The organism is Massilia sp. Root133 (assembly GCF_001426525.1).
GTDB classification, from domain to species: Bacteria; Pseudomonadota; Gammaproteobacteria; order Burkholderiales; family Burkholderiaceae_D; genus Telluria; species Telluria orientalis.
Genome location: NZ_LMEW01000007.1, coordinates 68851 through 87845, shown reverse-complemented (window position 1 = coordinate 87845; position 18995 = coordinate 68851). Strand labels below are relative to the sequence as shown.

20 protein-coding genes are annotated in these 18995 nt (G+C 66.2%); 12 read left to right on the top strand and 8 right to left on the bottom strand.

The window, feature by feature from the left end; all coding sequences use genetic code 11:
* Window positions 1-57: 57 nt before the first annotated feature.
* Window positions 58-1110, bottom strand: coding sequence for an MBL fold metallo-hydrolase (locus tag ASD28_RS07880; protein ID WP_056126081.1), 1053 nt, complete (start codon window positions 1108-1110; stop codon window positions 58-60).
* A gap of 136 nt (window positions 1111-1246) precedes the next feature.
* On the opposite strand from ASD28_RS07880, the gene ASD28_RS07875 reads away from it, so the two are divergent.
* The 8 genes from ASD28_RS07875 to ASD28_RS07840 all read left to right on the top strand — a co-directional run bounded on the left by ASD28_RS07875 (window position 1247) and on the right by ASD28_RS07840 (window position 9704).
* A complete protein-coding gene (locus ASD28_RS07875; RefSeq protein ID WP_056126079.1) occupies window positions 1247-1681 on the top strand; it encodes a MerR family DNA-binding transcriptional regulator in 435 nt (144 codons plus the stop codon).
* A gap of 89 nt (window positions 1682-1770) precedes the next feature.
* Complete coding sequence (locus ASD28_RS07870) at window positions 1771-2955, top strand: isovaleryl-CoA dehydrogenase (RefSeq protein WP_056126077.1); 1185 nt, start codon at window positions 1771-1773, stop codon at window positions 2953-2955.
* A gap of 168 nt (window positions 2956-3123) precedes the next feature.
* Window positions 3124-4953: a bifunctional isocitrate dehydrogenase kinase/phosphatase gene (aceK, locus tag ASD28_RS07865; protein WP_056126074.1), complete on the top strand. Its 1830-nt coding sequence runs from the start codon at window positions 3124-3126 to the stop codon at window positions 4951-4953.
* Window positions 4946-6145 carry an acetyl-CoA C-acyltransferase gene (locus tag ASD28_RS07860; RefSeq protein ID WP_056126073.1) on the top strand — a complete coding sequence of 400 codons (1200 nt, stop codon included), beginning with the start codon at window positions 4946-4948 and terminating at the stop codon, window positions 6143-6145. The genes aceK and ASD28_RS07860 overlap by 8 nt, the downstream gene beginning before the upstream one ends.
* A 91-nt stretch (window positions 6146-6236) precedes the next feature.
* Window positions 6237-6905, top strand: a complete 669-nt coding sequence (locus ASD28_RS07855; RefSeq protein WP_056126071.1) for an SDR family oxidoreductase — start codon at window positions 6237-6239, stop codon at window positions 6903-6905.
* Window positions 6906-6934: 29 nt separating this feature from the next.
* Window positions 6935-8062 (top strand): acyl-CoA dehydrogenase family protein, encoded by a 1128-nt coding sequence (locus ASD28_RS07850; RefSeq protein ID WP_056126070.1) that lies wholly within the window; start codon window positions 6935-6937, stop codon window positions 8060-8062.
* Window positions 8063-8066: 4 nt separating this feature from the next.
* Window positions 8067-8630 carry a GNAT family N-acetyltransferase gene (locus ASD28_RS07845; RefSeq protein WP_229412234.1) on the top strand — a complete coding sequence of 188 codons (564 nt, stop codon included), beginning with the start codon at window positions 8067-8069 and terminating at the stop codon, window positions 8628-8630.
* A 45-nt stretch (window positions 8631-8675) separates the two neighbouring features.
* Window positions 8676-9704 carry a hypothetical protein gene (locus ASD28_RS07840; protein WP_056126069.1) on the top strand — a complete coding sequence of 343 codons (1029 nt, stop codon included), beginning with the start codon at window positions 8676-8678 and terminating at the stop codon, window positions 9702-9704.
* Here the strand turns inward: ASD28_RS07840 and ASD28_RS07835 are convergent, their stop codons facing one another.
* The gene (locus tag ASD28_RS07835; RefSeq protein WP_056126068.1) at window positions 9705-10718 is read right to left on the bottom strand and encodes a zinc-binding alcohol dehydrogenase family protein; all 1014 of its coding nucleotides are present in this window, start codon (window positions 10716-10718) and stop codon (window positions 9705-9707) included.
* Window positions 10719-10813: 95 nt separating this feature from the next.
* Between ASD28_RS07835 and ASD28_RS07830 the strand changes: the two genes are divergently transcribed.
* Window positions 10814-11713, top strand: coding sequence for a LysR family transcriptional regulator (locus tag ASD28_RS07830; protein WP_200951819.1), 900 nt, complete (start codon window positions 10814-10816; stop codon window positions 11711-11713).
* A 348-nt stretch (window positions 11714-12061) separates the two neighbouring features.
* Here ASD28_RS07830 and ASD28_RS07825 read toward each other — a convergent pair whose 3' ends face one another.
* Both ASD28_RS07825 and ASD28_RS07820 read right to left on the bottom strand, forming a co-directional pair.
* Window positions 12062-13249 carry an acetyl-CoA C-acyltransferase gene (locus ASD28_RS07825; protein WP_056126064.1) on the bottom strand — a complete coding sequence of 396 codons (1188 nt, stop codon included), beginning with the start codon at window positions 13247-13249 and terminating at the stop codon, window positions 12062-12064.
* Window positions 13250-13348: 99 nt separating this feature from the next.
* Window positions 13349-13792 (bottom strand): MarR family winged helix-turn-helix transcriptional regulator, encoded by a 444-nt coding sequence (locus ASD28_RS07820; RefSeq protein WP_036233287.1) that lies wholly within the window; start codon window positions 13790-13792, stop codon window positions 13349-13351.
* Window positions 13793-13923: 131 nt separating this feature from the next.
* Between ASD28_RS07820 and ASD28_RS07815 the strand changes: the two genes are divergently transcribed.
* A complete protein-coding gene (locus ASD28_RS07815; protein ID WP_056126062.1) occupies window positions 13924-14466 on the top strand; it encodes a PaaI family thioesterase in 543 nt (180 codons plus the stop codon).
* A gap of 28 nt (window positions 14467-14494) precedes the next feature.
* Here ASD28_RS07815 and ASD28_RS07810 read toward each other — a convergent pair whose 3' ends face one another.
* Both ASD28_RS07810 and ASD28_RS07805 read right to left on the bottom strand, forming a co-directional pair.
* A complete protein-coding gene (locus ASD28_RS07810; RefSeq protein ID WP_056126060.1) occupies window positions 14495-14920 on the bottom strand; it encodes a MarR family winged helix-turn-helix transcriptional regulator in 426 nt (141 codons plus the stop codon).
* Window positions 14921-14970: 50 nt separating this feature from the next.
* Window positions 14971-15879 (bottom strand): LysR family transcriptional regulator, encoded by a 909-nt coding sequence (locus tag ASD28_RS07805; protein ID WP_056126059.1) that lies wholly within the window; start codon window positions 15877-15879, stop codon window positions 14971-14973.
* A gap of 113 nt (window positions 15880-15992) precedes the next feature.
* On the opposite strand from ASD28_RS07805, the gene ASD28_RS07800 reads away from it, so the two are divergent.
* Complete coding sequence (locus tag ASD28_RS07800; RefSeq protein ID WP_056126056.1) at window positions 15993-16592, top strand: FMN-dependent NADH-azoreductase; 600 nt, start codon at window positions 15993-15995, stop codon at window positions 16590-16592.
* A gap of 4 nt (window positions 16593-16596) precedes the next feature.
* On the opposite strand, the gene ASD28_RS07795 is transcribed toward ASD28_RS07800, so the two are convergent.
* Both ASD28_RS07795 and ASD28_RS07790 read right to left on the bottom strand, forming a co-directional pair.
* A complete protein-coding gene (locus ASD28_RS07795; protein ID WP_056126054.1) occupies window positions 16597-17391 on the bottom strand; it encodes an SDR family NAD(P)-dependent oxidoreductase in 795 nt (264 codons plus the stop codon).
* A gap of 10 nt (window positions 17392-17401) precedes the next feature.
* Window positions 17402-17923 (bottom strand): ester cyclase, encoded by a 522-nt coding sequence (locus ASD28_RS07790; protein ID WP_056126053.1) that lies wholly within the window; start codon window positions 17921-17923, stop codon window positions 17402-17404.
* A 95-nt stretch (window positions 17924-18018) separates the two neighbouring features.
* Between ASD28_RS07790 and ASD28_RS07785 the strand changes: the two genes are divergently transcribed.
* Entirely contained in the window at window positions 18019-18921 is a 903-nt protein-coding gene (locus ASD28_RS07785) for a LysR family transcriptional regulator (RefSeq protein WP_056126052.1), read from the top strand.
* Window positions 18922-18995 lie beyond the last annotated feature (74 nt).

Sequence of the window (18995 nt, the reverse complement as noted above, 5' to 3'; positions counted from 1 at the left end):
GAAGTCCGGTTAGATTGTCGTGATTTTTGCGACACCCATCGGCCTCAATATGTTGTTTTAAGTCAACTTAAAACGCACGATGCCATCGTCGCCGGTTACACGTGCGAGGTTACCGTTGTACCAAAGATAATGAAGATGGGCCAAGGCCTCGCCGATCGCAAAACTGAGCTGGTGCGCATCGAGTTGTCGCTTGAACATCAACGGGACAATGTCAACTGCGGATTTCGGCTCGGCGCAGACGGCGCGGACTTCGTCCAGCCGCGCCGCATGGTGCGCGCGCAACTGCGCGATGCGGGTGTGCAAGCCGCGGAACGGTTTGCCGTGCGCGGGCAGGACGAGCGTGTCGTCGGGCAGGTCGGCGAACTTGTCCAGCGAATCCAGGTACAGCTGCAGCGGGTTGCCTTCCGGCTCGACGGCGAACACGGAAACGTTCGTCGAAATGCGCGGCAGCACCATGTCGCCCGAGATCAGGATGCGGTCTTGTTCATCGTACAAGGAGACATGTTCTGGCGAGTGACCGAAACCGGTGATCACGCGCCATTCCCGCGCGCCAATGACGACCCGCTGGCCATCCTGCAGGCGGGTGTATGCCGCCGGCACGGCCGGCACGAGCGACGGGTAGTAATTCTTGCGGCTCTGCATCTGCTCGAGCATGCCGGCGTCGACGAGACCATGACGCTGGAAATGCGGGATCGCCGACGGACCGTCGACGCCCGGCAGCGCGGCGGCCATCATGCGCGCGAAGCCGAACTCGCCCGTACTGATCCAGAACGGGGCGTCGAACCGGTCGCACAGCCAGCCGGACAAACCGACGTGGTCCGGGTGACAGTGGGTGGCGAACACGCGCAGCAGCGGCCGGTTTTCCATCGCGTCTGTGAACAGCTGTTCCCAGGCGGCCCGGGTCGCATCGGTGCCGGCGCCGCAGTCGACGAGGGACCAGCCGCGCTTGCCTTCCGCGGCATCGTCCAGCAGCCACAGATTGATATGGTCGAGGGCGAACGGCAGCGGCATGCGCAGCCACGACAGGCCGGGCGCCACGTCCGTGACCGTGCCGAGCGGGGGGATGGCATCGCCGAATGGATAGCTGAGCTGGGCTTCGAGGGGATTCATGCAATGGACTTTCGTATGGTTGCAGGGCGCAGGCGCGTTACAATGCCGCAAACGCTTTGACGTAAACGTAAACGGAAGGCGCAGGCTGTGATTCTAAGCGATTCCGGACCGCGCCACTTTTGACCCGCAGAACACCATGGCCACCACCTACACCATTGCCGAATTGGCACGCGAATTCGACATCACCGCACGTGCGATCCGCTTCTACGAAGACCAGGGGCTGCTGAGCCCGATGCGCGAGGGCCAGGGCGGACGCAACCGTGTCTACACGCCGCGCGACCGTACCCGGCTGAAACTGACGCTGCGCGGCAAGCGCCTCGGCCTGACCTTGTCCGAGATCAAAAGCATCATCGACATGTACGAGACGCCGAAGGACACGGTGGCCCAGATCAATCGTTTCCTGGGCGTGCTGGCGCACCAGCGCGAGACGCTGGAGCAGCAGCGGGCGGATATCGAAATGTCGCTGGCGGAAATTTCGGTCCATGAAGAAGAATGCCGGCGGCTGCTGGCGGAATCGGGTGCTGCCGGCACGCTGCTGGACGAGGACGCCGGCGAAAAGGACGCAGCCTGATCCTCGCTTGACGTTTACGTTAACGTCACTCCGCGCTATCATCTAGCCTGGCCATCAGCCATCCACTAGACGACGAGAACGAGGACGACATGCTGCATCTCCCTGGCTTGACCTTTGACCACGGCGAAGACATCGCTGCCCTGCGCGAAGCCGTACAACAGTTCGCCACGAGCGAAATTGCCCCCCGCGCGGCCGAGATCGACCGCACCGACCAGTTCCCGATGGACCTGTGGAAAAAGATGGGCGAACTGGGCCTGCTCGGCATTACCGTCGGCGAGGAATACGGCGGCGCCAATATGGGGTACCTGGCGCACATCGTTGCCATGGAAGAAATTTCGCGCGCCTCGGCCTCCGTCGGCCTGTCGTACGGCGCCCACTCGAACCTGTGCGTCAACCAGATCAAGCGCAACGGCAACGAAGAGCAGAAGCGCAAATACCTGCCGAAGCTGATCTCGGGCGAGCACGTCGGTGCATTGGCCATGTCCGAACCGAACGCCGGCTCCGACGTCGTCAGCATGAAGCTGCGCGCCGAGCTGAAGGGCGACCGCTACGTGCTGAACGGCACCAAGATGTGGATCACGAACGGTCCGGACGCCGACACGCTCGTCGTCTACGCCAAGACCGACATCGAGGCCGGCCCGCGCGGCATGACCGCGTTCCTCATCGAGAAGGGTTTTAAAGGTTTCTCGATCGCCCAAAAACTGGACAAGCTGGGCATGCGCGGTTCGCACACGGGCGAGCTGGTGTTCCAGGATTGCGAAGTGCCCGTCGAAAACGTGCTGGGCGGCGTGGGCAAGGGCGTCAACGTGCTGATGTCGGGCCTGGATTTCGAACGCACCGTGCTCTCCGGCGGCCCGCTGGGCATCATGTCGGCCTGCATGGACGTCGTCGTCCCGTATATTCACGAGCGCAAGCAATTTGGCCAGGCAATTGGTGAGTTCCAACTGATGCAGGGCAAGATCGCCGATATGTATTCGACGATGATGGCATGCCGCGCGTACGTCTACGCGGTCGGCCAGGCTTGCGACCGCGCATCGAACCCGGAACAGGTCCGCGCCCTGCGCAAGGACGCGGCCGGCGCCATCCTGTACAGCGCGGAAAAGGCGACGTGGATGGCCGGCGAAGCGATCCAGACGCTGGGCGGCAACGGCTACATCAACGAATATCCCGTGGGCCGTCTGTGGCGCGACGCCAAGCTGTACGAGATCGGCGCCGGTACGAGCGAAATCCGGCGCATGCTGATCGGGCGCGAGCTGTTCGGCGAGACGATGTAAGTTTGTGGAGAAGAGGAGACCGGGCGAACAAGAAGATCGGCAAGAGCCGGCTAAACAACAACACTCCACGTAGCCCGAAAACCACGAACGTCGTTCCCGCCCCACAGGCGGGAACGACGGATCGGGTAATACAATAACAATAACGTTCCCCACCGCGCGAGCCGCTCGATGACCCAGGCCACTTTCCCCAAGCTGCTGTCGTCCCAGATCGCCTTCGATATCGCGCACACCATCCTGGACGGCTTCGACCGCCACTACACGCTGTTCCGCCAGGCCAGCAAGACGGCCAAGACCTGGTTCGAGCGTGCCGACTGGACGACGGCCCAGCAGGCCGCGCGCAAGCGCATCGATTTCTACGACAAGCGCGTGCAGGAATGCGTGCATGCGCTGGAAGACGAATACGCGCCGGAAGACCTCGACGACGACACCTGGCGCGAAACAAAGCTTCATTACATCGGCCTGCTGACGGACCACAAGCGCCCCGAACTGGCGGAAAGCTTCTTCAATTCCGTCTGCTGCCACATCCTGCACCGCAGCTATTACCGCAACGATTTCATCTTCGTGCGCCCGGCCGTCTCGACGGAATACATCGAGACGGACGAGCCGGCCCCGACCTACCGCGTGTACTACCCGGCGGCGGACGGCCTGCGCTTCTCGTTGCGGCGCATGGTGACGAATTTCCAGCTCGACTGCGCGTTCGCCGACCTCGACCGCGACATCGCCCTCGTCGAAGCACGCATGGTCGAGCATTTCGGCTTGCACGAGCGCGAGCCGAACCAGCAGCTGCACGTGCTGTCGAGCCTGTTCTTCCGCAACAAGGCCGCCTACATCGTCGGCCGCGCCATCAACGGCGCCCGCGAGCATCCGTTCGTCGTGCCGATCCTGCACGACCGCGCCGGCCGGCTCGTCCTCGATGCGGTGCTGACCGACCCCGAGCAGGTGATCCTGCTGTTCTCGTTCACGCGCGCCTATTTCATGGTCGACATGGAGGTGCCGTCGGCATTCGTGCAATTCCTGCGCAGCCTGATGCCGAAAAAGCCGCGCAGCGAGATCTATACGATCCTCGGCCTGCAAAAACAGGGCAAGACGCTGTTCTACCGCGACTTCCTGCAGCACTTGAAGCACAGCTCCGACGCCTTCCGTATCGCGCCCGGCATCCGCGGACTCGTGATGCTCGTGTTCGAACTGCCCTCCTTCCCGTACGTGTTCAAGGTGATCAAGGATTTCTATCCGCCGCCGAAAGAGACGACACGGGCGCGCATCAAGGAAAAATACCTGCTGGTGAAACACCACGACCGCGTGGGCCGCATGGCGGACACGCTGGAGTACTCGGACGTGGCCTTTCCGCTGTCCCGCTTCGACGAGGAGCTGCTGGCCGAACTGCGCCGGTTCGCACCTTCGCTCGTCGACATCGAAGGCGACCACATCGTCATCAAGCACCTGTACATCGAGCGGCGCATGGTGCCGCTGAATATCTACCTGGACCGTGCACAGCGCAGCGGCGACGACGACCTCATCGAACACGGCGTGTTCGAGTACGGCAATGCGATCCGCGACCTCGTCGCCGCGAATATTTTTCCGGGCGATATGCTGTACAAAAACTTCGGCGTGACCCGACATGGCCGCGTCGTGTTCTACGACTACGACGAGATCGAATACCTCACCGACTGCAACTTCCGCGACATCCCGCAGCCGCGTAACGAGGAAGACGAAATGGCCGCCGAGCCCTGGTATCCCATCGGCAAGCACGACGTCTTTCCCGAACAATTCGCGCGCTTCCTGCTCGCGAACCCAAAGATACGCGCCGCGTTCATGAAACACCATGCCGCACTATTGACGCGCGTCTGGTGGCAGTCGCACAAGGACCGCATCCTCGCAGGCGAGCTCGAAGACATTTTTCCGTATCCGCAGCACATCCGGTTCCATCTCGCGGACCCAACGAACCCGGCGACACCCTCGCCGCAACCCCATTACTTGGAGACCTTACACAATGAATGATCCAATCGTTATCGTCGGCGCCGCCCGTACCCCGATGGGCGCCTTCCAGGGCGACTTCTCTTCGAAATCCGCGAGCGACCTGGGCGCCGTGGCGATCAAGGCGGCGGTCGAGCGCGCCGGCGTCGACGCGAGCCTCGTCGAACACGTCTACTTCGGCAACTGCCTGATGGCCGGCCAGGGCCAGGCGCCGGCGCGCCAGGCACTGATCAAGGCGGGCCTGCCGCTGTCGACCGGTGCCGTCACGCTGTCGAAGATGTGCGGCTCCGCGATGCAGGCCGCGATCTTCGCGCACGACGTGCTCAAGGCCGGCAGCGCGGACGTCGTCGTGGCGGGCGGCATGGAGTCGATGACCAATGCCCCGTACCTGATCCCGAAGGCGCGCGGCGGCTATCGCCTCGGCCATGGCGTCATGTTCGACCACATGATGATGGACGGCCTGGAAGACGCATATTCGCGCAACGAGAAGACGGGCGAAGGCCGCTCGATGGGCACGTTCGCGGAGGAGTGCGTCGCGAAATACGGCTTCTCGCGCGAGCAGCTGGACGCGTTCGCGATCGAATCCGTCAAGCGCGCGCAGAACGCCACCGAGTCCGGCGATTTCCAGTGGGAGATCGCACCGGTGACCGTCGCGAACCGCCTGGGCGAAACGATCGTCGAGAAGGACGAAGGCCCCGTCAAGGCGAAGGTCGACAAGATCCCGACCCTGCGTCCGGCCTTCAAAAAGGATGGCGTCATCACGGCGGCGTCGTCGTCGTCGATCAACGACGGCGCCGCGGCCCTCGTCATGATGCGCGAATCGACGGCGAAGGAACTGGGCGTGACGCCGCTCGCCCGCATCGTCGCGCACACGACGCACGCGCAGGAACCGGACCAGTTCGCGACCGCACCGATCGGCTCGCTGCAAAAGCTGTTCAAGAAGACCGGCTGGACGCCGAAAGACGTCGACCTCTTCGAGATCAACGAAGCATTCGCCGCCGTGCCGATGGCCGCGATGCACGAGCTGGACATCCCGCATTCGAAGGTCAACGTCCACGGCGGCGCGTGCGCGCTGGGCCACCCGATCGGCGCGTCGGGCGCACGCATCATCGTCACCCTGCTGGGCGCGCTGAAGAAGACGGGCGGCAAGCGCGGCGTGGCGTCGCTGTGCATCGGCGGCGGCGAAGCGACCGCGATGGCGATCGAGATGGTGTAACACACGGGCGTAGCACGCGCCACGCACGCGTTTTTAAAACACGGTATGGTGACGGACTGTCATTGTCATCCATACCGTGAAGGAGCATCCCATGTCCACAGCCCTCATCATCGGCGCCTCGCGCGGCATCGGCCTCGAACTGGCCCGTCAATACCGCGCCGACGGCTGGCGCGTCATCGCCACCGCGCGCAAGCCGGCGGATTGCGAGGCGCTGCGCCGGCTGGGCGCGGAAGCGCACCAGGTCGATGTCACCAACGCCGAATCGATCGGCGGCCTGGGCTGGAAGCTGGACGACGAAAAGATCGACGCCGCCTGGCTCGTCGCGGGCGTGTACGGCCCCGATCACGCCGGCTTCCCGACGGCGAAGGAGTTCGATGACGTCATGCACACGAACGTGCTGGCCGCGATGCGCCTGCTGCCCATCGTCGCGCCGCTGGTGACTGCCACGCGCGGCAAGGTGGCCGTGATCTCGTCGCGCATGGGTTCCATCGGCGCGCGCACGAGCAACCAGGGGTCGCTGTACCGCGCCAGCAAGGCCGCGCTGAATTCCGTGCTGGCCGACGCCGCGCTGACGTATGGCCCGCAGGGCGCGACGTGCCTGACGTTCCATCCCGGCTGGGTGCAGACCGACATGGGCGGCGCGAGCGCCACGCTCACCGTCGAGCAGAGCGCGGCCGGGCTGCGCGCCACCCTGGCCAGGGCGACACCGGCGCAGAACGGCGCCTTCCTCAATTACGACGGCACGCCCATCCCATGGTGAGCCGTCCAGGATAACGATAGACGAGACAAATGATTCTGACCGAAGAACACCAGATGATCCGCGACGCCCTGCGCACCTTCGCGCAGGAACGCCTGGCGCCCAACGCGGCGCGCTGGGACCGCGAGCACCATTTTCCGAAGGACGAGCTGAAGGAACTGGCCCAGCTGGGCGCGTTCGGCGTGGCCGTGCCCGAGCAGTACGGCGGCGCGGGCCTCGACTACGTCGCGCTGGCGCTGGTGCTGGAAGAGATCGCGGCCGGCGACGGCGGCACCTCCACCATCATTTCGGTCAACAACTGCCCCGTGTGCTCGATCGCGATGACGTACGCGAACGCGGCGCAGAAGGAACGCTGGCTGCGTCCGCTCGCGCAGGGCGATCTGCTGGGCGCGTTCGCGCTGACGGAACCGCACACGGGCAGCGACGCCGCCGCCCTGCGCACGACGGCCGTGCGCGATGGCGACCACTACGTCCTGAACGGCACGAAGCAATTCATCACGAGCGGCAAGCACGGCGACGTCGCGATCGTCATGGCCGTAACAAGCAAGGCGGCCGGCAAGAAGGGCATCAGCGCGTTCTGGGTGCCGACCGATACGCCCGGCTACATCGTCGCCGGCATCGAACAGAAGATGGGCCAGCATTCGTCGGACACGGCGCAGATCGTGTTCGACAACTGCCGCGTCCCGGTTGAAAACCTGATCGGCGAAGAAGGACAAGGCTACAAGATCGCGCTGTCGGGCCTGGAGGGTGGACGCATCGGCATCGCATCGCAATCGGTGGGCATGGCGCGCGCCGCGTTCGAGGCGGCGCTGGCGTATGCGAAGGAGCGCGAAAGCTTCGGCACGCCGATCTTCGACCACCAGGCGGTGCAGTTCCGCCTGGCCGAGATGGCGATGCAGATCGAGGCCGCGCGCCAGCTGATCCTGCACGCCGCGGCTATGAAGGATGCCGGCCTGCCCTGCCTGAAGGAAGCCGCGATGGCCAAGCTGTTCGCGTCCGAGATGGCCGAGCGCGTAGTCTCCTCCGCGATGCAGGTGTTCGGGGGCTACGGCTACGTGGCCGACTTCCCCGTCGAGCGCATCTACCGCGACGTGCGCGTGTGCCAGATCTACGAAGGCACAAGCGACATCCAGAAAATCCTGATCGCACGGGCCCTGTGAACGCATGATGGACGGCGCCGCGACATTGACGATCCGCCCGGCCGGTGAAGCCGACCTGGCGCCGTTCTTCGCCTACCTGGACGACCACCTGCGCGACAACGGCGCCGACGGCACGCCGTTGTTCCAGCCGATCGCGCCGGGCCAGCCGCGCCTGCCCGCCGGGCTGCGCATCGCGTTCATCAAGGGCATCGACATCCCCATCGGCCAGCCGGGCTGGCGCCGCCTGTGGCTGGCCATCGACGCGTACGGCGACATCGCCGGCCACGTCGACCTGCGCGGCCGTCCCGAACCGGCCGCGGCGCACCGCGCCATGCTCGGCATGGGCGTGCACCGCGTGTGGCGGCGGCGCGGGCTCGGGCGGCGTCTGCTCGAAACGGCGGCCCAGTGGGCGCGGGCCGAGACGGACGTCGACTGGATCGACCTCGAGGTCTTGTCCGACAACCAGCCGGCCGTCGAGCTGTATGCGCGCGCCGGTTTTACCACCGTCGCGCGCGTGGCGGACATGCTCCGGATCGCGGGGGGCAGCCATGACCTGAGTTACATGACGGTCAGGTTGCGCCAGGGGTGAGAATCGGTGAGCATGCGTGCCATATCTGCATGCTAGAGTTGTACGATGAAAACCGCCCTGCCTCTCCTCCTCGCTGCCTGCATCGCACAAGCGGCCCACGCCGGCGACTGCCAGGTCGGCAAACTTCTCCCGGCACCCACCGACCAGTCCGTGCACTGGACCGGCCCCTGCAAGGATGGCTATGCAGACGGCAAGGGCGTGCTCGAATGGACGACGAAGGACGGCATCACGCGCCGCATCGAAGGCACGCTCGCGCACGGCGCCGTCAGCGGCGAAGCGAAGCTGAAGGCGGGCGACAAATTCACGTACATCGGCTCGCTGACCGACGGCGTGCCGGACGGCGAGGGTTACCTGCGCTTTGCCAGCGAGCTGCGCTACGAAGGCGGCCTCAAGATGATGCGGCGCGAGGGCAAGGGCGTGCAGATCTATCCGAACGGCGACGTCTACCAGGGCGAATTCCACGCCGACCGGCCGAACGGCCAGGGACGCCTCACGTATGCCCTCGGCGGCATGGTCGAAGGCGAGTTCCGCGACGGCCGTCCAGTCGACGGCGACCGCATCACGTATGCGGGCAGCGGCCGCGCCGGCACGCTCGATGCTGCCGCCCGCAACGCGGCGCTGGCCCGTCCCAAGGCGGAGAACACGTTCCAGCAGCGCCAGGCCGAGCCGGACACGGGCACGCTGCTGGCGAAGACGGACGTGCGCTCGCCGCTGCCGACCAACGTCGGCTGGGACGGCCTCACGCCCGAACAGAAGGACATCGTCCGCAACGGTTATCCGGCGCTGGAGCCGGGCGACGATCCGCCGTATCCGCAGAACGGCACCGTCGAATTCAACCGGCTCGCGGTGGCTGTCGCCGGCAAGTACGACGCGCGCGGCCTGCTGCGCCTGCACGTGCTCGTGGGCGCCGACGGCAAGGCGAAGGAGGTGCGCAAGGTGGGCAGCTTCGACGACGACGTGATCCGCTACGTCGCGAGCGCCGCGATGGCCATGCGCTACAAGCCCGCCGTCTGCCACGGGCAGCCGTGCGAGATGGTGTATCCGATCGCGATGGAATTCACGCGGCGCCTGTAATCAGAACCCCGCCAGCACGATCTTGCCCTGCGCGCGGTTCGACTCGATCAGCGCGTGCGCACGCTTGAGGTTCGCCGCATCGATGCGCCCAACATTCTCGTTGGCCGTCGAGCGGATCGTGCCCGCGTCGATCAGGTCCGCCACGCGGTTCAGGATCTCGTGCTGGCGGATCATGTCCGGCGTCGAGAACAGCGCGCGCGTGAACATCAGTTCCCAGTGCAGCGACACGGCCTTGCGCTTGAACTTGCGGACGTCGATCGGGGCCGGATCGTCGATCAGGCCGAATTTGCCCTGCGGCGCGATGATCTCGACGATCTGGTCGAAGTGCTGCTCCGTGTGCGTGAGGCTGATCACGTAGTCCGGCGCGCCCAGGCCCGCACGCTGGATCTCGTCGGCGAGCGGCTTGCCGTGGTCGATCACGTGGTGGGCGCCGTGCTGCAGCACCCAGTCGCGCGTTGCGGGACGCGATGCCGTGCCGACGACCGTCAGGCGGGTCAGCCGGCGCGCCAGCTGCACGAGGATCGAGCCGACGCCGCCCGCCGCACCGATCACCAATAACGTCTTGCCTTCGCCGCGCTCGTCGGTCGGCACTTCCAGACGGTCGAACAGCAGTTCCCACGCCGTGAGGCTCGTCAGCGGAAGCGCGGCGGCGGCGCCGAAGTCCAGCGACTGCGGCATCCTGCCGACGATGCGCTCGTCGACCAGTTGCAGCTCGCTGTTGCTGCCGGCGCGGGCGATGGAGCCGGCGTACCAGACGCGGTCGCCCGGACGGAACAGCGTCACGTCCGGCCCGACGGCCTTCACGATGCCGGCGGCATCCCAGCCCAGCACTTTCCACTCGCCGTCGGCCGGTTGCGAGTCGGCGCGCACCTTCACGTCGACGGGGTTCACGGACACGGCCCGCACCTCGACGAGCAGGTCGTGGCCGGTCGCGACCGGGTCCGGCAGGGTGATGTCGACGAGGGCATCGACGTGAGCGATGGGCAGGTTGTTCTGGTAGGCGATGGCTTTCATGGTGGCTCCTTGGTGATCGATGTGATCATTCTGGGCGCTTCGATCTTTTTGATAAACTGCGCAATTACGAAATCAATTTCAATTTTTATTTGAAAATGAATCTGCGCGACCTCGAACTGTTCGTCACCACGGCCGAGCAAGGCGGCCTCTCCGCGGCCGCGCGCGCGCTGGATTTATCGCCTGCCGTCGCCAGCGCGAGCCTGAAGCGGCTGGAGGCGGATCTCGGCACGGCGCTGTTCGTGCGCACGACGCGCAGCATGCGCCTGACGGTGGCCGGCGAACGCCTGCTGGCCCGCTGCCGCCCGCTGCTGGACGGCCTGCGCGACGCCGAGGCGGAAGTGCGTGCGGGAGAAAACACGATCGAGGGTCAATTGCAGATCTCGATGCCGTCCGACCTCGGCCGCCACGTCGTGCTGCCGTGGCTGAACGCGTTCCAGGAACGGCATCCGGCCGTGCGCCTGAAGCTGCAGCTGACGGACCGGCTGGCCGACATTTATCGCGAGCCCGTCGACATCGCGCTCCGCTTCGGCAAGCCGAGAGAGTCCAGCATGGTGGCACTGCCGCTGCTGGAAACGAACCGCCGCGTGCTGTGCGCGTCGCCTGCGTATCTGGCGCGGCACGGCGCGCCGGAGACGCCGCACGATCTATCCGCGCACAACTGCCTGTGCTTCATGCTGGACGAGGCGGTCAACGACCGCTGGCGCTTCTACCAGGACGGCGCGGAGATCGAGGTGACGGTGCGCGGCGACCGCGTGGCCGACGATTCCGAGATCGTGCGGCGCTGGGCACTGGACGGCCTGGGGCTGTGCTACCGCTCGCGCATCGACGTGCAGGCCGATCTCGCAAGCGGCGCATTGCGCATCGTGTGCGCGGACTGGGAGGGCAACAACCAGCCGCTGTACATGGTGCTGGCGAACCGGCGGCAGGTGTCGCCGGCCGTCAGGGTGCTCAGGGAGTTTTTGGTGGAGCGGATGCGGGAGATGGTGGCGGCGTAATCCGTCGCCCCCGCGCCGGCGCCGGCGGGGGCCCAAGTTCTGCATGCGTCAACGTAATGCTTGAAAATTGGATCCCCGCCTGCGCGCACTAGTGTCCGGAATATTGTTTTCAAAAACCGTCAGAAATAGCATCGTCATTCCCGCGCAAGCGGGAATCCATGTTGAATATGCTGACTACGTTCTTCATTTCCACCTCGTTTCGCGGGAAGTCGTTTCCGGCAATGCCGGGAACGACGGTTTTTCCCTATGGCGGGCCTATTTTCGACGGTAAAAATTATTCCGGACAGCAGTGCGCCTGCTCGGGGACGACGCCGTTTTACGTTCGCGTAATGTGTAGCGTCCGCGTGTTCATGCGATCTGCTCCAGCGCCAGCGCAATCCCCTGCCCGCCTCCGATGCACAGCGTGACGACGCCACGCCGCGCCAGCCCGCGCCGCATCGCATGCAGCAGCCGCACCGTGAGCACGGCCCCCGTCGCGCCGATCGGGTGACCGTGCGCCACCGCGCCCCCTTCGACATTGATGACGTCTTCCGCCAGCGACAGTTTTCTGGCCACCGCCAGCGGCACGGCGGCGAACGCTTCGTTGATTTCGTAGCGGTCGACGTCGCCGACGCTCCACCCCGCGCGTGCGAGGGCTTTCTGCACGGCCGGCACCGGACCGAGACCGAACATGCCCGGCTCCACGGCCGCCACGCCCGAGGCGACGAGGCGCGCGATCGGCTGCAGCCCCAGGCGCTCGGCCGTCGCGCGGTCGGCGACGATGACGGCGGCCGCGCCGCTGTTCAGGCCCGGCGCATTGCCGGCCGTGATCGTGCCGTCCGGCCGGAATGCCGGTTTCAGTTTCGCCAGCGTCTCCAGCGTGGTGTCCGGGCGGTTCGCTTCGTCGGTGTCGAACAGCTGCACGCCGCGCTTGCCCGCGATCTCGATCGCCACGATTTCATCCTCGAACGCGCCGGCCGCCTGGGCGTCCGAGAAGCGGCGCTGCGAGCGCTCGGCCCAGCGGTCCTGCGCGGCACGGGTGATATCCACGTCTTTTACCAAGTCCTCCGTGTGCCAGCCCGAGTGCTGCGCGGAGAACGCGTCGTTCAGGCCGTCGTGCAGCAGGCTGTCGTAGATCTGCGCGTGGCCCATGCGCGCGCCCCAGCGGGCCTGCGGCATCAGGTACGGCGCCTGGTCCATGTTTTCCATGCCGCCGGCCAGCACGACATGGGCGTCTCCCGCGAGGATCTCGTGCGCGGCCGACGCGATGGCTTGCGCGCCCGAGCCGCACACGCGGTTCAGCGTCATCGCGGGCACGCTGACGGGAATGCCGCCGTGGACCGCGGCCTGGCGCGCCGGGTTCATGCGGTTGCCCGCCTGGATCACGTTGCCCATCAGGACCGCGTCGATGGCGTCCGGCGCGATGCCCGCGCGCTCGACGGCGGCGCGCACGGCGGCCGCGCCCAGTTCGACGGCGGGGATGGATTTCAGGGAACCGTTGAACGCGCCGATGGCGGTACGCACGGGGGCACACAGGACGATGTCGCGGGCAGACATGATGACTCTCCTTTCGGGGTGGATGGCGGGATCACGCAAATAGGAGTATATACACGTATTTTGAAAGGCGCATGACGTGCGGCCTGCCGGCGAGCGGATTTATTTGACTTCGGGCTCGTGGATGCCCGTCTCGACGACGGCGCGCAGCAGCATGCGCAGTTCGAGTGCGCGTTCGCTGCCGAAGTTCTGTTCGAAGGTCTGCTGGGCGCGGCGCCACAGCGGCAGCACGGCTTTTACCTTTGCCTTGCCGGCCGGCGTGAGGACGATCACGCGCTCGCGCTTGTCGTGCTCGCTGGGACCGGTCGTCACGAGGGCATCGCGCTCGAGCGGTTTGAGGTTGCGGGTGAGGGTCGTGCGGTCCATGACCAGTTCGGCGGACATCTGGTTGACCGTCATCGGCCCGAGCCCCAGCAGCTTGTACAGGATGGAGAACTGCGTGACGCGCAGGCCGGCCTCGCTCAGCACCTGGTCGTACACGCCGGTGATGTAACGCGACGCCTGGCGCAGGGCGAGGCAGTTGCACAGGGGGTCGTTCGATGTCATGTACCGTATTCCATTGCCGGGATGGCGTTAGTGCCGTCCCTCTAGCGAGTATAACCCCGGGGATGCCGGAACCCGTGCATAATCCGCCCGGAGCCTTGCATATACACCCAATCACACGACAGGAGGATCGCATGGAGACGCAGCCGACGGTGGCACAACAATGGGAAGAACAACTGCGCGCGGTGCGTGCGCGCATCGAGCGGGGCGGCGGACGTCCGGGCGTCGTGCCGGCGCAGGAAGCGCGCGGGATGACGGGCCTGGCCATCATGGAAGCGCTGCTCGACGGCCGCTTCCCGTATGCGCCCATCGCCGAGACGCTCGACTTCTTCCTCGTCGAGGTCGAGAAGGGCAAGGCCACGTTCCAGGGCACGCCGCAGGCAAAACACCTGAATCCGATGGGGACCGTGCACGGCGGCTGGTACGCGACCCTGCTCGACTCGGCCGTCGGCTGCGCCGTGCAGACGGCGCTCGAACCGGGATACGCCTACACGACGGCGGAGCTGAGCGTGAACCTCGTGCGCGGCGCGCGGCTCGACGGCGGGCCGCTGCGCGCGATCGGCACGGTGCTCCATTGCGGCCGCCAGCTCGCGACGGCGGAAGGGAAGATCGTCGATGCGCAGGGCCGGCTGTATGCGCATGCGACGACCACGTGTTTGGTATTCGAAGCCCGGTAGGGTGGGCACGCCGTGCCCACCCCTGGATTCATGCGGACGCCAGCGTCGACAACGACTGGCGCAATTCCCCGGCCAGCCCTGCGCCGAACTTGCTCTCGAATTCCGCCTGCGCCGTCTGCCACACGGACATCGCTTCCGCCAACCTGGCGCGGCCCGCGTCGGTGAGGCGCACGACGTTGCGGCGCGCGTCTTCCTCATGCGGTCCGATGGCCACGAGGCCGTCGCGGGCCAAAGGCTGCAGCGCGCGGATCACGCTCGTGCGCTCCATCACCATCGCCTCGACGAGGTCCTTCATCGAGGCCTCTTTGACCTCGTCGACGTAGACCAGGATCGAGAACTGCGTGCTCGTCAGGTTCACGCGCGACAGGTGGTCTTCATACATCTTCGTAATCAGACGCGCCGCCTTGCGGGAGGCGAAGCAGTTGCAGGCAATGAGTCGTTCGGAAGCGGTCATGGGCATAGTTTTATGTGCGTACGCACATGTGTCAAGCGTTTTCACAGAAATTACCCGTTCATGAGGGCATCCATGTGCGCCTGCAACATGTCGACGAACACGCGCGTGCGCGCCGGCATCAAACGCCGTCCCGGCATCACGCACCACAGGCTGGCCGTCGGCAGCGACCAGTCGGGCAAGACGCGGCGCAGGCGGCCGTTGCCGATCCAGTCGCGCAGGGCGGCGTCGATCGGCAGCGCGGCGATGCCTGCGCCGCGGTACGCCATCTCGCGCTGCAACCGGGGCGAATTGCATACGAGCGGTCCCTGCACGACCTGCTCCCAGCGCGCGTCGCCGCGCGCCAGCACCCACGGCAGCGTCGTACCGTCGTGTCCGGCGTAGGCAAGACAGGCATGCTCGACAAGGTCATCGGGCGTCGCCGGTGTGCCGTGTTCGGCCAGGTAATCCGGGCTGGCAAACAAACCCTGGCCCACGTCGAACAGCTTGCGCGCGACGAGCGTCGCATCGTCGGGCAGGTGCTGGGCGGCGCGCACGGCCACGTCGAAACGTTCGCTCAGGAGGTCCACGCGGCGCGGGGACAGGTCGATGCGCAGCCGGACGGCCGGATAGCGCGCCTGGAACGCCTGGCAGAAGGCGACGAAGTCGAATTCGATGAGGTCGGGCGGCATCGACACGCGCAAGTCGCCGTGCGGCGTTTCCTGCCGGTGCTGGGCCAGCGCCGCGACTTCCTCCGTTTCGTCGACGAGGCGGCGCGCATGCTCCAGGATGCGCTCGCCGAACGCCGTGATCGCCACGCGCCGCGTGCTGCGCACGAACAGCTTTTCGCCCAGCGCTTCTTCCAGCAGGGTCAGGCGGCGCGACAGCGTCGACTTCGGCAGGTGGGCCCGCTCGGCCGCCTGCGAAAAACTGCCCGCGTCGAGGACCCGCACGAACAGGATCAGATCGTTTGCATCCACCATGGCCCAGACTCCCGTCCCATAAATGGAACAATGATATCCGGAAACCCGGCTTAATCCCGTCGCAGAGTCTCAATACAATGTTCTCCATCGACCCAACACTTCTGGAGAACACGATGAACATCCTGCAAATCAACGGTAGCGCCCGTGCCAACGGTTCGAACTCCACCCGCGTCGCCGACGCGATCACGGCGCGCCTGAAGGCACGTCATCCGGAAGCGGCGGTCGAGCTGCGCGACCTGGCGCGCGACCCGCACCCCGTGCTGGACGAAGCCGCGCTGTCCGCGCTGTTCACGCCCGCCGAGCAACGCACGCCGGAGCAAAGCGCCCGCGTGGCGCTGGACGACGCGCTGATCGCGCAACTGAAACGCGCCGACGTGATCGTGCTGGGCGTGCCGATGTATAACTTCAGCGTGTCCGTGCAAATCAAATCGTGGATCGACGCCGTCGCCCGCGCCGGCCAGACCTTCCGCTACACGGCGAACGGTCCGGAAGGCCTCGTCACCGGCAAGAAAGTCTATGTTGGCCTGGCCCGCGGCGGCATCTACCGCGACACCGAGCGCGACTCGCAAGTGCCGTACCTGAAGGGCGTGCTGGGCCTGATGGGCATGACGGACGTCGAGTTCATCTACGCCGAAGGCGTGAACATGGGCGAGGACCGCGCCACTGCCGCCTTCGACGAAGTGGCCACGCAGATCGACGAGGTGGTCGCGTAAACGTCTACGCGATCGTATCGACCACGCCACCATCCACCCGCAGCGCCGCGCCCGTCGTGGCCGACGCCTGCGGCGAACAGACGTAGACGATCATGTTCGCCACCTCGTCCACGCTCGCCGCGCGGCGCAGGATGGAGCTGGGGCGGTGCGTGCGCACGAAGTCCGTCGCCGCCTGCTCGACCGACGTATCGGCTTCTTTCGCCGCGCCTTCCAGCATGGCGCGCACCCCTTCCGACAGCGTCGGCCCCGGCAGCACCGCGTTGACGGTGACGCCGCTGCCGGCCGCCAGCTTCGCCAGCCCGCGCGAGATGGCCAGCTGCGCCGTCTTCGTCATCCCGTAATGGATCATGTCGGCCGGGATGTTCAGCCCCGATTCCGACGAGATGAACACGACGCGGCCCCAGTCCCGCTCCAGCATCCCCTTCAGGTAGTGCCGCGCGAGGCGCACGCCCGACATCACGTTCAGTTGGAAAAAATGCTCCCACGTGGCGTCGTCGATCTCGAAGAAATCCTGCGGCCCGTACGTGCCCGCGTTGTTGACGAGGATGTCCACGTGCGGCTCGGCGTTGAGTAGCGCCGCGGCGCCTTCGGCCGTCGCAAGGTCGGCGGCGACGCCACGCAATTGCGCGCCCGGCACCCGCGCCAGCACGGCCGCGCGGGCACGTTCGATGGCATCGCTGGAGCGCCCGTTGAGGATGACGGTGGCGCCCGCGTCGGCGAGCCCGATGGCGGTCGCCAGGCCGATGCCGGCGGTGGAAGCGGAAACGAGTGCGGTCTTGCCGGTCAAATCGATGTGCATGATGTCCCTTTCAGCGGGCGACGAGGCCCAGTTGCTGCATTAGTGTGAGATTGTCTTCGATGTGCCAGTTGTCGGCGATCTTCCCGTCCGCGATGCGATAGATGTCGGTGGCGATGAAGTCGACCGCCTGCCCTTGTCCCTGCGTGGTGCCCCACCGTCCCGTGAAATGGCCGTGGAAGCGGTAGTGCACGGTAACGCGGTCGCCCGCGACGATCATCTGCCGCAGGTCGGCCTGCAGGTCCGGGATCGCCGTGCGCACGAATTTCGACGCGGCCAACGGCCCCGGCACGCCTTGCGCGCGGCCCGGCGGCAGCGTGCGGTCCGTGAAATCGGCTGCGAGCGCGGCGCGGGCAAAGCGTTCATCGCCAGTGTGCCAGAACGTGGCGTAGCGGCGCGCCGCCTGCATGTCCGCGTCACGCCGGGCCGGCGGCAGCGACGGGTCGACGATGACTTGCCGGGCGCTGACGAGTGGTTCGTCCGCACTGGCCGGCAGCGCGACCAGCATGGCAGCGAGGATGGGGATGGATTTCATGTTCGAGCTCCTTGATTCGATGAGTCCATCATAGATTTCACGCTGAACGAAAAATAGCGGCAGAATACGAAATCATTATTTCCAAAAAGCGCAAGATGGACACGCTCGCCAACAACTTCCCTGCCCTCGTCGCATTCGCGCGGATCGTCTCGGCCGGCAGCCTGTCCGCCGCCGCGCGCGAGCTGGACGTGCCCGTGTCCGTCGTCAGCAAGCGCTTGTCCTTGCTGGAAGCGAGCCTGGGCACGCGCCTCCTGCAGCGCACGACGCGGCGCCAGACGCTGACGGACGAAGGCCGGCTGTTCCACGCGCGCGTGCTGCGCATCCTGGACGAGGTCGAGCAGGCCGAAGCCCTGCTCGCGCAGCGCCGCGACGGCGTGCACGGCCTGTTGCGCATCACGGCGCCGGGCGAATTCGGGCGGCGCTGGCTGGCGCCGATCGCGGCCGCGTTCCAGGAACTGCATCCGCAGGTGACGATCCAGCTGGAGCTCCTGGATGCCGTCGTCGACCTGCTGGACAGCGGCCATGACCTCGGCGTGCGCTACGGCGCGCTGGCCGATTCCTCGCTCGTCGCGCGCGCGCTGGCGCCGAACTACCGCGTGCTGTGCGCGTCGCCGGCGTACCTGCAGCGCCACGGCGAACCGCGCACGCCGGCCGAACTGGCGGGCCACCGCTGCATCGTGATCGGCGATCAACGCCGCACGGACTGGAAATTCGACGGCGACGAGACCGCGCCCGTGCGCGTGGACGCCGCCTTCCTCACGAACGACGGCGGCGCCGCGCAGCAGCTGGCGCTGGCCGGCAGCGGCATCGCGCTGAAATCGATCTGGGACGTGGGGGATGACCTGGCAGCCGGCCGGTTGCGGCGTGTGCTTCCGAACCACGCGATGGCGGCGGCGCCGCTGCATGCGGTGTATCCGCACCAGAGGAATCTGGCGCCGCGGGTGAGGGTGTTCGTGGGGTATTTAAAGGAAAGACTACAGGAAGCGTGGAGGTGGTAACAACCAACGTCATTCCCGCGCACGCGTGAATCCATACTGAGTACGCTACGGACGCTCAGCATGGGTTCCCGCTT